Here is a 13,667-nt window from a genome sequence, read left to right as displayed (position 1 = left end):
TCCTTGTAGGCTTGGCAGCCGCATCCATGCGGCTGACACCCCCGCCCAGCCCACCCACCCGGCCTCTGACAGTTTTCTGCGGCCGCCACCGCAGGAAGAAGAAAGAAGATCAACAGCAACAGCAACAGCCGCGTGCTGATGGTTGGGGTCGGATCCGTTTTCCGCAGGAAAACGGATCCGACCCCTTCTTGTTTTCCGATACACCTCATCCACGCATGGCGTGGATAGATTGTGTCGACCAAGGTCGACACCTACCGGCCGCGGGAAACTGTCGGGGGTGGGGCGGTGTGGGTGGGCAGGACCGTTGGCGCCATGGATGGCGCCATCGAGCCCCCAGGGATGGGTTTACGGCGTGTCCTGCCCACCCACACCGCCTCGCCCAGCCAGCAGTAACCCAGAGCCGCTTTGGCTTTTGAAGTTGCACTTGCCGTTGCTTGAAAAAAGCGGTGCAGCCGCAGGCTGCAAAACACCCTCAATCCGAATCCTGCGCCCGCGCCGCCTCCGCCTGGGTCTCTTCCTGCGCCGCCATCTCACGTGCGATCCACGCATCGATCATGCGTCGCTGGCGCTGCGTCTGCCGGCGCTCGCGCGTGTACTCCTGGTCCAGCACCCGGTACAGCGACACCATCACCAGCACCATCAGCAGAGCGAATGGCAACGCTGCGATCGTGATCATTCCCTGCAGCGCATCCAGCCCACCCGCCAGCAGCAATGCCGCCGCGATCAACGCGACCGCGATGCCCCACGCCAGTTTGCGCTTCAGCGGCGGATCGCCGGCTTCGTCGGTGGACATGCTGGCCAATACCAGTACCGCCGAATCGGCCGAGGTCACGAAGAAGATCATCAACAGCACCAACGCCACCGCCGACAGCATCAGCGATGCCGGCAGGCTGTCGAACAGGGTGAACAACACCGTCTCGTAGCCATTGCCCAGCGCCTGCACCAGGTCGGCGTGGCCGAAGATCTGTGCCCACAGCGCGGTGCCGCCGAAAACCGCGAACCAGAAGAAGCCCAGCAGCGTCGGTGCCAGCACCACGCCGATCACGAACTCGCGCACGCTGCGGCCGCGCGAGATGCGTGCGATGAACGAGCCCACGAACGGTGCCCAGGAAATCCACCAGGCCCAGTAGAAGATCGTCCAGTCGGCCACCCAGGTGCTGCCGGAGAACGGCGACATGCGCAGGCTCATGGTCACCAGTTGGTTTAGGTAGGAACCCAGCGTGGTGGTGAACGTATCGAAGATGAATCCGGTCGGTCCCAGCACCAGTACGGTCGCGGCCAGCAACGCCGCCAGCGCCAGGTTGAAGTTGGACAGCCACTTCACGCCGCGCTCCACGCCGCTGGCGGTGGAGGCCATGTACAGCACGAAGGCAATGGCGATGATGGTCATCTGCACCTGCACCGTAGCCTGCAGGCCGAACACGCGCTCCACACCCGCAGCGATCTGGATGGTGCCGAAGCCGAGCGTCGTCGCCACGCCGATCGCCGTGGCAACCACCGCCGCGATGTTGACGACGCGGCCGATCCAACCGCGGTGGTGGCGGCCGATGATCGGCTGCAGCATATCGCTGACCAGTCCGCGTCCATTGCGGTTGAACTGGAACCAGGCCATCGCCAGACCGATCAGCGCGTAGATCGCCCACGGATGCAGGCCCCAATGGAAGAACGCATAGCGCATCGACGCACGCGCAGCATCCATGCTCTGTGGTGCCAGGCCTTCCGGTGGCTTGGTGAAGTGCGAAATCGGCTCGGCCGCTCCCCAGAACACCAGGCCGATGCCCATGCCGGCAGCGAACAGCATCGACATCCAGCTGGCGCGCGAAAACTCGGGCTCGGCGTCTTCGCCACCGATGCGCAGGTTGCCGAAGCGGCCGAACGCCAGGTACATCAGGAATACCAGTGCCAGGAATACGACCAGCAGGTACAGCCAACCGACGCTGCGGATGACATCGGCCAGCGCCGCCTGCACGACGGTATTGAAGGGGTCAGGCGCGAGGCCGGCCAGCAGCACCAGGGCAAGCACCAGTGCGATGGAAATGCGAAACACCATGAAGGAGCTTCTCCGATCAAGGGATTGAGGGGAGCGAGCAAAAGCTTGCAGGGAGTGGGCCGGCGACAGCGTGCGCGCACCGGACAGGAGCCGCGATGGCGGCAGGGAAAGCACCGCTTGCGGCGGTGCGGCACGCGTGCACGTTACTGAATACGACGTCACGGTTCTGTTAACGCGGGTGTAGTAGATCCACGCCAGGCGTGGGTGTACGGCCAGGAGGCCGAGTGGTTTCTATGTTCTAATGCGCACCAAGAAGCGGGGGTACCGCGGCCTTGTGGCCACGGTTGAGATAGTCCCTTGGAACCTGATCCGGCTCATACCGGCGTAGGGAAGCTTTGCAATGCAGCCGTGCCCCGACCCCGCCCAAGGACTGCCTTGGTGCTGTCCGGGCGTGGGTGCAGTGCGCCGCCGCTTCGTCCCTGACCTTTCTGGACGATGCCCGATGAACGCACAGCTCTCTGCCCTGCAGCAACAGGCCCAGCAACTCTCCGAGTCCGTGACCCGGCCCATACCCGGCTCGCGCAAGATCCACGTGCCCGGCTCGCGCGCGGACCTGCAGGTGCCGATGCGCGAGATCGCGCTGACCCGCACGCCCACCGTGTTCGGTGGCGAAGAGAACGCACCGGTCACCGTCTACGACACCTCCGGCCCGTACACCGATCCGGACGTGCGCATCGATCTGTCTGCCGGTCTGCCGGCACTGCGTCGCGGCTGGGTGGAGGAGCGCAACGACACCGAACAGCTCGACGGCCTCAGCTCTTCGTTTGGCCGCGCGCGTGAGCACGATCCCAAGCTGGATCCGGTGCGCTTCCCCGCGCGCAGCCTGCCACGCCGCGCGCGTGCTGGTGCCAACGTCACCCAGATGCACTATGCGCGCCGCGGCATCATCACCCCGGAAATGGAATTCGTTGCCATCCGCGAGAACCAGCGGCTGGAGGCGATCCGTGATGCCGCACTGCTGCAGCAGCATCCCGGTGAATCCTTCGGCGCATCGATCCAGCACATCATCACCCCGGAATTCGTGCGCGAGGAAATCGCCCGCGGCCGTGCGGTGCTGCCCAACAACATCAATCACCCGGAAAGCGAGCCGATGATCATCGGCCGCAACTTCCTCACCAAGATCAACGCCAACATCGGCAACAGCGCGGTGTCCTCGGGTATTGCCGAGGAAGTGGAAAAGCTGGTGTGGGCGATCCGCTGGGGCGGTGACACGGTGATGGACCTGTCCACCGGCAAGCACATCCACGAAACGCGCGAGTGGATCATCCGCAACTCGCCGGTGGCGATCGGTACGGTGCCGATCTACCAGGCGCTGGAGAAGGTCGACGGCCGCGCCGAAGCGCTGACCTGGGAGATCTTCCGCGACACCCTGATCGAACAGGCCGAACAGGGCGTGGACTACTTCACCATCCATGCCGGCGTGCTGCTGCGCTACGTGCCACTCACCGCCAAGCGCGTTACCGGCATCGTCAGCCGCGGCGGTTCGATCATGGCCAAGTGGTGCCTGGCCCACCACAAGGAAAACTTCCTTTACACGCATTTCGAAGACATCTGCGAAATCATGAAGGCCTATGACGTGACCTTCTCGCTGGGCGATGGCCTGCGCCCGGGCTGCATTGCCGATGCCAACGATGCCGCGCAGTTCGGCGAGCTGGAAACGCTGGGCGAGTTGACGAAGATCGCCTGGAAGCACGACGTGCAGACCATGATCGAAGGCCCCGGCCATGTGCCGATGCAGCTGATCAAGGAGAACATGGACAAGCAGCTGCGCGAGTGCGGCGAGGCACCGTTCTACACGCTTGGCCCGCTGACCACCGACATCGCGCCGGGCTATGACCACATCACCAGTGCCATCGGCGCGGCGATGATCGGTTGGTTCGGTACCGCCATGCTCTGCTATGTCACGCCGAAGGAGCACCTGGGCCTGCCCAACCGCCAGGACGTGCGCGACGGCATCATGGCCTATCGCATTGCCGCCCATGCTGCGGATCTGGCCAAGGGGCATCCGGGTGCGCAGGTGCGTGACAACGCCCTGAGCAAGGCACGCTTCGAGTTCCGCTGGGACGACCAGTTCCACCTCGGCCTGGACCCGGAGAAGGCCAAGGAATTCCACGACGAGACGCTGCCCAAGGACGCGCACAAGCTGGCGCATTTCTGTTCGATGTGCGGCCCGCACTTCTGCTCGATGAAGATCACCCAGGACGTGCGCGAGTACGCCGAGAAGGGCATGCAGGAGAAGTCCGAGCAGTTCCGTGCAGCCGGCGCCGAGGTGTACCAGCAGGGCTGATCGCAGAGGGCGGCGCCGGGCCACGCCCGGCGTCATCCCATCACCCATCTCACCGACACGCCGCTATCCTCGGCCCATCGTTCCCTGGGGATAAGGAACCATGCCCATTGCCGTGACCACCCGCTGGCTGGCCATCGCCCGCCGTCATCCTTCTGCCTGGCTGCTCGGGGCACAGCTGCTGTCGGTACTGCTGTACCCGGCGCTGGACGAAACCGCTGCCGGGCGCGCGGCCGTAGGCGTGTTCGGCATGGCCGTGCTCGGCCTGGCCCTGTGGGTGGTGCAGCGCAGCCCGCTGGGAACCTGGCTGGCGTTGGTGCTGGCCATCCCGGCGGTGGTGTTTTCCCTCTCTGCGGCACTGCTCGACCGGCCGGCACTGGGCATCACCGCACAACTGCTGGAAAGCCTGCTGTATTTCTATACCGCGGGTGCGCTGATCGCCTACATGCTGCAGGACCACAAGGTGACCCGCGACGAACTGTTTGCGGCCGGCGCCACGTTCACGTTGTTGGCGTGGGCATTCGCTTTTACCTTTGCGGTATGTCAGCAGTGGTATCCGGGCAGTTTCCAGGGCGGCAGTGGTGGGCCGCAGCGCACGTGGATGGAGCTGCTTTATCTGAGCTTCAGCTTATTGTCAGGCGTTGGGCTGAGTGATGTCGTGCCACTGCATCCGCAGGCCCGCGCGCTGGTCATGCTGGAGCAGTTTTCCGGCGTCATGTATGTCGCGCTGGTGGTTTCGCGGCTGGTCGGCCTGACCATGCTGAAACGCTTCTGAAAATGAACGCCAGATAAAAATATCGCGCCCGAGAGGGCGCGAATGATGATGCGTATTATGTGAATGCGTCGGCGAGAGAGAGCCTGATGTCGACCACGCGATAGGCGAGGTAACTCGCATAGGCTAATATCCGGAGGCTTCGTTTTTTTTGCGGTATGCGCCGATGCTTTGTGCGGAATCTGGCTTCTTGCTGTGCCAAGGATGGGAAGGGATCGATGGTGAACAGTGTTTGCGGCCTGTTTCAACCCCATAGCAACGAATGATCAACAGCGAAATCCAGTCGCCTGAATCCGACCGCGTCCGCGTCGGCGAGTGCATCGTTACTTTGTCCTCGCGTGAGGTCGAAGTCGCCGGTGCCCGCCGTACACGCCGTTTGACGCCCAAGTCGCTGGGCGTGCTGCGCATGTTGATGCGGCAGCCCGGGCGGGTGGTGACCCGTGACGAACTGTTCGCCGAAGTGTGGCCGGACACGCTGCCGACCAACGATGTGCTGACCCAGGCGGTTACCCAGCTGCGCAAGGCGTTCAGCGTCGACGACGACAACGGCCAGGCGTACATCGAGACCATCGCCAAGACCGGCTACCGCTTGCTTGTACCGGTGCAGCCGCTGGCGGACCACGAGACCGATGCGATCGCGGCTGCCGAGGAATCGTCTGTACCGCCGCCACCTGCGCCGGATGCCGTCGCCCCCGTCGGCGCGCCCGTGGTTGAACGCGGCAGCCGTCGCTGGCGGCGCCTCCGCCGTCGCCTGCTGCTGGCGCTGGGCGTGGTGATGCTGCTGGCACTGGTGGTGTTGAGCGTGCTGCTGCTGCGCCGCCCGGCGCCGGTGAACTCTCCGGTGGACGCGGCAGTGGAGAACGGCACGCGGGTGATCGGAAGCCCTGAACGACCGTATCGATTGATTACCGCCACGGCCGGTTTTGAGACCTATCCCACACTTTCGCCTGACGGATCGCAGGTTGCCTACGAAGGCGCCAACGACGACGGCAAGGGCGGCAACGCCATCAAGGTGCAGACCTCCGGCAACGCGCCCGCACGCCAGCTGCTTTCACCGCCGGCAGGTGCCAGCGACCGTTTCCCGAACTGGTCGCCGGATGGCCGCGAAATCGCCTTCGCCCGCTTTGGTGCCGATGACAGCTGCCAGGTATTGATCGCCAGTGCCACTGGCGGCGCCGTGCGCCAGGCCACGCGCTGCGACGGCACCGAGCTGCTCAGTTTCGACTGGACACCCGATGGCCGCGGCCTGGTCTTCGGCAGCATGGTCGGTCGCTATGCCCATCGCGGCATCCGCGTGCTCGATCTGGCCACCGGCCAATGGCGTGCGCTGGATTACGCTGTCGACGAAGATGATTTCGATTACGCCCCGCGCTATTCCCCGGATGGCAAATGGCTGGTGTTTGTCCGCAACCCTCAGCTGGGCGACCTGTGGCGGATGCCTGCCAGCGGCGGCACGCCCGAGCAGTTGACGGCCGAATCGGCCGAGCTGCGCGGTTGGGCATGGCTGGGCGACGGTCGACATATCGTGTTCGGTCGCCGCGTGGACAGCGAAGCGCGCCTGTACTACCTCGACGTCGAGCGCCGCACGCTGCGCGACGCCGGGCTCGACGATGCGCAGTGGCCGGCGGTCTCCCGCCGCGGCGACATGCTGGCGTTCGTGCATCGGCGCGCGCAGTTCGGCGTGTTCAGGATGCCGGCGCAGGGAGGTGCAGGCGAGCGTCTGTTTGCCTCCAGTGGCCGCGATGGGCAGCCGATGGTGGCGCCGGATGGACGGCAACTGGTGTTCAGTTCCGATCGTTCCGGCAGCTTCGCGCTGTGGTGGGCCGACATGCAGCGGCCGGAGTCGCTGCGGCCGATCGAAGGGTTGAAGCCGGAAGCACGGCAGGCACCCGACTGGTCGGCCGACAGCCGGCATCTGCTGGTGGTGGGCCGCGATGAGCATGGCGAAGCCGTGGTCTACGAGATCGCCCCGCGCGACGAACAGCTGCATCGCCTTCCGGTTCCGGCCGAGCAGCCGTTGCAGGCGTTGTACGGCGCCGACGCGGATCAGCTGCTGGTGGTTGAACGTGATGCCGACCAGCACACCCGGTTGAGCCTGTTCGACCGCAGCGCGCAGCCATGGCGGCGCTTGGCCAGCCTGGAAGGCGTGTCGCAGGCGCGTTTCGACCGCAGTACCGGGCGTGTGCTGTTCACCCGGCTGGCAGCCGGCGGGCTGTGGTCGGTGGACGCGGCATTGACCCCGGCCAGCGTGCAGCAGATCAGCGAGGACCGGCCCAGCCGTTGGCGCTACCGGACCTGGACCGTGGCCGGCAATGGCAGTATCGACTACCTCGGCAGCAGTGCCAGCTGCGGCACGACCCTTGTCCGTATCCAGTCCGGACGCGAGGAAGCGGAGCGCTGCCTGGACGCGCAGCGCCTGAGCGCGGGCAATGGACTCAGCGCCAGTGCCGACGGAAACAGCCTGTACCTGGCCCTGGCCATCAGCGATGGTGCCGACATCGGCGTGATGCGACTGCCCGAACAACCGCCCGCGCTGTTCCCTGCATTCTCCAAATTGTTGATCTTGAACGAAAAAGGGCCTTCGTAACTTCTTCGTGACGATCTCGCCGCGAATTCGTGGCGATCTCGTCAGTCTTTCCTGACGCGCTGCCGCCTGATTTGGCAAAACGGAGGCCTGTACTTGGCAAATCCGTGGTGCCCCTATGCGTCAACTCTCGCTGGCCGATCGTGGCCAAACCCTCTCCCTGGACAAGTCGATCGACGATGTCGCGCCGACCTGCATGGGCGTTGCCCGCCTCGGCAGCCTGCAGACCGCCGGCATCAGCTTCAGTGTCTGGATGCAGGTGCGCGGTACCTCGTGGGTGGAAGCCAAGGAAGGGCGGTTCCGCCTTCGCCAGGGCGAGTGGATCGCGTTCGAGAAGGAGTCCAGGCCGCTGGTCCAGGCCGGACGCAACGGCTTGTGCGTGGGCATGAACCTGAACGTCGAAGCACTGCGTGTGCTGACCGAAATGGCCGACTGCGGCCTGTACGCCGGCCGCGGCCTGATGAACCGGGCCGATGCACGCGTGGCACTGCGCCTGTGGCGTGATGCCCTCGCCAGCGGGCAGCCGGCGCAGGCGCTGCGTCCGCTGCTGCTGCATCTGGCCGGTCTGCAGCGCAGCCTGGCAGACAACGTGCAGCGTTGCCCCGGCCGCTCGCGCAGTCGCAAGCGCCAGGTGTTCGGTCGCATGCAACGCGCGCGCCTGTATCTGGAAGGCAACAGCCACCGTGTGGTGCGCATCGGCGAACTGGCCGAGCTGACCAACTTCTCCAGCTGGTATCTCTCCAAGACGTTCCAGAGCCTGTACGAGGAAAGCCCGCAGTCGCTTTCGGCACGGTTGCGCCTTGAGCGCGCGGCCGATCTGCTGCGCGACACCGACATGATGGTCGGTGAAGTCGCTGCTGCCAGCGGTTTCGACAACTGCTGCAGCTTCGCGCGCGCCTTCCGCGCTCGATATGGGCAGTCCGCTTCGCGCTTCCGCGAGAACGACGGACAGCTTCCGCCACACTCCGCAAAGTCTCCGGTTGTGTCGCGCAAATACAGCGCTGCAACGCAATCGTAACGTGCTACGGCGTTTTAACACGCTACTAACACGTACCTTGGAGAGATTGATGAACGTTCGTATTCCTGCAGTGCGGCTCGGCTTGTTGCCGGCCGGCATTGCGCTTGCCTTGGCACCGTCCTTCGCTTCGGCGCAGGACGCAGCTGCCGGCGGCACGACCGACCTGGACCGCATTTCGGTCACCGGTTCGCGCATCCGCCAGGCAAGCATGGAAACCGCGCAGCCGGTGATCGCGCTGCAGCGCGCCGACATTGAAAAGCAGGGCTTCACCAGCGTTGCCGACATCGTGCAGAACCTGTCGGCGACCGGTTCGCCGGCGATCAGCCGCGCCGATGCCCTGTCCTCGGGCGAAGAAGTCGGCGGCCAGTACGTCGACCTGCGCAACCTCGGCCCGCAGCGCACCCTGGTGCTGTTGGACGGCAAGCGCATGGGCGTCAGCTCCGGTGGCTACACCGATCTGGCCTCGATCCCGACCTCGATCGTCGAGCGCGTGGAAGTGCTGACCGACGGCGCATCGGCCATCTACGGCTCCGATGCCATTGCCGGCGTGGTCAACATCATCACCCGCAAGAACTTCGATGGCCTGGAAGCCAGCGTCTACCGCGGCCAGTACGGCCAGGGCGACGGCGACAAGGAAACCTACAACTTCGTCTACGGCATGACCAATGACCGTGGCTCGTTGACCCTGGGTGCAGAGTACAGTGACGAGAAGCCGGTGCTGGCCAAGGACCGCAGCTTCAGCGCCTACGCCAACGGCCCGCGTCATGCGTTCCCGACCGAAGACGATGCCAATGGCTGGTCGGCGATCACCGAGAAGGGCGTGCTGGTCACCGGCGGCAACAACTACGTCGTGAACCCGGGTGCCGATCCGACCGACTTCGCCAACTACCACGAGCTGACCAACGCCGACCTGTCCAACCCGTCGCAGCAGATGTATCTGTCGACCGGGATCAAGCGTCGCTCGGTGTTCGCCAACGGCCAGTACGATTTCACCGACAACATCCGCGGTACCGCCAACGTTCTCTACACCGAACGCGAGGCGCTGCAGCAGATCGCCGGTTACCCGTACCGTTCCAGCGCCTACGGCACCAAGCTGTCCAAGGACAGTGCGTTCAACCCGCTGGACCAGGATGTCGACTTCATGCGTCGCACCTGGGAAATGCCGCGCCAGACCAAGTCCGAGCTGAACACTTTCCGCTTCTCGGCAGGCCTGGAAGGCTCGTTCGAGTTCGGCGACAAGTACTTCGACTGGGATGTCGGTTACGTCTACAACCGTAACAAGGGCACCAAGACCGGCACCGGCAACCTGTTCATCCCGAACGTGAAGAATGCCGTCGGCCCGTCGTTCGTCGAGAACGGTGTTGCCTACTGTGGTGCCCAGGGCGCGGTCATCGCCGGTTGCACCCCGTGGAACCCGCTGCTGGGCTATGGCGTCGAAGGCGCTGGCTCGCTGTCCAACCCGGATCTGCAGAAGTACCTCTTCCTGCCGACCCACGACACCTCGCTGACCACGTCCAAGGTCTACAGTGCCAACCTGTCCGGCGCGCTGTTCACCCTGCCGGCGGGTGACCTGTCGTTCGCCGCAGGCTATGAGCACCGCGAAGAGGAAGCCGAGTACAACCCGGATGCGCTGCTGCAGTCGGGCCTGAGCACCGATCTGGCCGGTGCCTCCACCGCGGGTGGCTACAAGCTCAACGAGTTCTTCCTCGAGCTGAACGTGCCGATCCTGGCCGACCTGCCGTTCGCCAAGGAACTGTCGGTCGACATGGCCGGCCGTTACTCGGACTACAACACCTTCGGCAACACCTTCAACAGCAAGTTCGGCCTGAAGTGGAAGCCGATCGACGACCTGCTGGTGCGCGGTACCTACGCCACGGGCTTCCGTGCGCCGACGGTGGCCGACCTGTACGGCGGCACCTCGCAGACCTTCGACAAGTACACCGATCCGTGTGACACCCTGTTCGGTGCTGCGGTACGCAACCCGCAGGTTGCCGCGCGCTGCGCCGGCGCAGTCCCGGCCAACTTCCGCCAGGAAGCATCGGGCGGCATCGATGCCACCGGTCCGGGGTCGCAGTCCAACTACGCCTACCTGTCCGGCTCCAACGCCGAGCTGCTGCCGGAAACCTCCAAGACCTGGACGGTCGGCTTGGTCTACAGCCCGAACTTCGTCCAGGGCCTGGACATCAGCCTGGACTGGTGGAAGATCCGCATCGACAACGTGATCGCGGCCGAATCGGTGACCTCCATCCTCAACCAGTGCTACATCCTGGGCAACGCCAATGCGTGTGACCGTGTCACCCGCGATCCGGAGAATGGCTCGCAGGTGACCGACGTCACCCGCACGCTGATCAACGGCGGCTACCAGGAAACCGCCGGTTACGACCTGGGCATCAAGTACCGCCTGCCGGAGTTCTCCTTCGGCAACATCGTCATCGACTGGAAGACCACCTACGTCGATTACCTCGAGTACAAGCGTGACAACGAAGAGCAGACTGCCGTCGAGCAGCACACCGGCTGGGGCACTGGCGACTGGGGTGGCAACTTCCGCGTGCGCTCGAACCTGAACATCGATTGGAGCCTGGGCAACTTCGGTGTCAACTGGGGCATGCGCTACTACTCGGGCCTGAAGGAAGAGTGCTCCTACGACCGCACCGGCGGCGCCGAGTGCAATAACCCGGACTTCTCCTCGGCCTACACTCTGGCCATTCCGGTCCGCAACACCGGTTCGAACACCTTCCACGACCTGCAGGTGCGTTACAACACGCCGTGGAACGCCACCATTTCGGCGGGCGCCAACAACGTGTTCAACCACCAGGGTCCGATCATGTACAGCCAGCCGAACTCGAGCTTCTCGTACTACGGTGGCTTCGACATCGGTCGCTTCTACTACATGAAGTACACCCAGCGCTTCTGATCCATCGAAGCGTGACAGCAGAAAGAGGAGGGCGGACCGCAAGGTCCGCCCTTCTTGTTTGAGCGCTGCACCGACTGGGTAGATCCACGCCATGCGTGGATGAACGTTCCGGCACAACGGCACCACGAAAAAAGGCAGGCCACCCGGCCTGCCTTTCATTCCCTGCGCACCCGCCTGCCGCTACGCCTCAGGCGTCGCTGGGCACCAGCCCCATCAGGCTGTTGGCGTGCTCGCGCCACTGCGGCAGCTTGTTCAGCACACCGGCGCGCTGCAGATACTCCTCATCCACCGGATCGCCGTTGACCAGTGCCAGTGCCACGTGCACCGCACCGGTCACCCAGAAGCTGCGGGTGTTGGCGCGCTGCGGCTGCAGATGGAACGCCACCGCCTCGATGATCGGCATCGGCAGGCCCCACAGGCCCAGCAGATAGGCGCCGGCTTCGGCATGGCCGGGACGGTCGTCGTCCGCCAGTTCGGGTTCGCTGCGTTCGTTGCGCACGCCCGGCAGCAGCAGGCCGATGTCGGCCAGCAGTGCGGCGGTGGCACCGAGTTCGGCGCTGGAGTCGGGCAGCAGGCGTGCGGCCAATCGCGAGGCCATCAAGGCACGCTGCTGCAGCGAGTTGCGTTCGGCGCCGGACAAGGTCGGCGCGGAGAACACTTCACTGGCCAGTACCAGATCGCGCAGCGTGGCCAGGCCCAGCCGGGTCACGGCTGTGCGCAGGTCGGCGATGGTGCGACCTTGGCTGAAGAACGCCGAATTGGAAAGCTGCAGCACCTTTGCTGCGATTGCAGGGTCGGCGGCGACCAGCTTGGCGACATCGGCGCTGTCGGCGTCGTCGTCATGTTCCAGTGCCTGGGTCAGGCTCAGGTACAGATGCGGCGGCGAGGGCAGCTTCTCGATGCGGCCGATGGCATCGCGCAGGCGCGGGCTGTCCAGCACTTCGCGCAGCTCTTCCAGGCTGGTCAATGCTTCCAGCAGCACTTCCGGTGCCAACGGCAAGGGCAGGAAGCGATGGGCGACACCGATCAGGCGCGCCGGCGGCGGCCGGTTGCCATGCTGTGCATCGACAAGTGCGATGCGGATGGTCTCCGGGCGCAAGGTGCGGATCTGTCCCAGCAGCGTGGTCGCGTTGAGATCTGGCAACTGCGGGCAGACGATCACCGCGTCCACGCCCTGGGTGGCGACCGCGGTCATCGCGGTATGGCCATCGGTGGCGGTCAACGGCTGCCAGTCTTCCCCAAGATCGGCAATGAATTCGGTCAGCTCAGCCGGCAGGCTGGCTGTATCCCCAACAAGCAGAATACGCACGACACATTCCCCTGGCTGTCTCGACGGTCGATGTCGAAGACGTGTGAAGTGACGCAATTTACCTAATACGGCGGCAAAGGTGATGTGCCGCCGTCATGAAACGTGACCCGCATCGCTCCGACGCCGTGCGCCGGAGCAATGCTGTTCAGTCTCAGGCCTTGCTGTCGAGGTGGCGCTGGTGCGCCTCGATCAGGATCTGCTTGGCCTCAGCCGCGCCGCCCCAACCGTCCAGCTTGACCCACTTGCCCTTCTCCAGGTCCTTGTAGTGCTCGAAGAAGTGGCCGATGCGCTCCAGCCAGTGGCTGGACACCTGCTCGATGTCTTCCACGTGCGCGTAGCCGCCGAACACCTTGGTGACCGGCACGGCCAGGATCTTCTCGTCGCTGCCTGCCTCATCGCTCATCTTCAGCACGCCGACCGGACGGCAACGCACCACCGAACCCGGGACCAGCGGCAGCGGCAGCACCACCAGCACGTCGGCCGGATCGCCGTCGCCGCACAGGGTGCTCGGCACGTAGCCGTAGTTGCAGGGGTAGCGCATCGGGGTCGACAGGATGCGGTCGACGAAGATCGCGCCGGTTTCCTTGTCCACTTCGTACTTCACCGGCTCGGAATCCTTCGGGATCTCGATGATGACGTTGATTTCTTCCGGCGGGTTCTTGCCGGGCGAGACGAGTTCCAGACCCATGGTGTGCTCCAGGTGGGGGATGTAGACGGATAGCTCTCCATTTTATGC

Annotated in this window: 8 protein-coding genes and 1 riboswitch; of the genes, 5 read left to right on the top strand and 3 right to left on the bottom strand. The window is 64.7% G+C overall.

The features are described from left to right. Nucleotides 1–472 precede the first annotated feature (472 nt). Nucleotides 473–2,050 (bottom strand): BCCT family transporter, encoded by a 1,578-nt coding sequence (locus tag HFK18_RS09050; protein ID WP_180165914.1) that lies wholly within the window; start codon nt 2,048–2,050, stop codon nt 473–475. Nucleotides 2,051–2,297: 247 nt separating this feature from the next. Next, nucleotides 2,298–2,399, top strand: a riboswitch (TPP riboswitch). Between the two features lie 93 nt (nt 2,400–2,492). On the opposite strand from HFK18_RS09050, the gene thiC reads away from it, so the two are divergent. From thiC to HFK18_RS09025, 5 genes are all read left to right on the top strand, one after another. Beyond that, nucleotides 2,493–4,337: a phosphomethylpyrimidine synthase ThiC gene (gene thiC / locus HFK18_RS09045; protein ID WP_180165912.1), complete on the top strand. Its 1,845-nt coding sequence runs from the start codon at nt 2,493–2,495 to the stop codon at nt 4,335–4,337. 100 nt (nt 4,338–4,437) lie between these two features. Then, nucleotides 4,438–5,109 (top strand): ion channel, encoded by a 672-nt coding sequence (locus HFK18_RS09040; RefSeq protein WP_180165910.1) that lies wholly within the window; start codon nt 4,438–4,440, stop codon nt 5,107–5,109. Nucleotides 5,110–5,368: 259 nt separating this feature from the next. Further along, on the top strand, nt 5,369–7,693 hold the full coding sequence (locus HFK18_RS09035; RefSeq protein ID WP_180165908.1) for a winged helix-turn-helix domain-containing protein: 2,325 nt from the start codon (nt 5,369–5,371) through the stop codon (nt 7,691–7,693). Nucleotides 7,694–7,808: 115 nt separating this feature from the next. Continuing rightward, the gene (locus tag HFK18_RS09030) at nt 7,809–8,708 is read left to right on the top strand and encodes a helix-turn-helix transcriptional regulator (protein WP_100553484.1); all 900 of its coding nucleotides are present in this window, start codon (nt 7,809–7,811) and stop codon (nt 8,706–8,708) included. A 49-nt stretch (nt 8,709–8,757) separates the two neighbouring features. Further along, nucleotides 8,758–11,622 (top strand): TonB-dependent receptor, encoded by a 2,865-nt coding sequence (locus HFK18_RS09025; RefSeq protein ID WP_180165907.1) that lies wholly within the window; start codon nt 8,758–8,760, stop codon nt 11,620–11,622. A gap of 187 nt (nt 11,623–11,809) precedes the next feature. Here HFK18_RS09025 and HFK18_RS09020 read toward each other — a convergent pair whose 3' ends face one another. Together HFK18_RS09020 and ppa are read right to left on the bottom strand one after the other, a co-directional pair. After that, on the bottom strand, nt 11,810–12,931 hold the full coding sequence (locus HFK18_RS09020) for an HDOD domain-containing protein (protein WP_180165905.1): 1,122 nt from the start codon (nt 12,929–12,931) through the stop codon (nt 11,810–11,812). Between the two features lie 151 nt (nt 12,932–13,082). Next, on the bottom strand, nt 13,083–13,619 hold the full coding sequence (ppa, locus tag HFK18_RS09015) for an inorganic diphosphatase (RefSeq protein WP_025874161.1): 537 nt from the start codon (nt 13,617–13,619) through the stop codon (nt 13,083–13,085). Between the last annotated feature and the right edge of the window lie 48 nt (nt 13,620–13,667).

The sequence above is a fragment of the Stenotrophomonas sp. SbOxS2 genome (genome assembly GCF_013416715.1).
Taxonomy (GTDB): Bacteria; Pseudomonadota; Gammaproteobacteria; order Xanthomonadales; family Xanthomonadaceae; genus Stenotrophomonas; species Stenotrophomonas lactitubi.
This window is presented reverse-complemented; position numbering and strand designations above follow the sequence as displayed.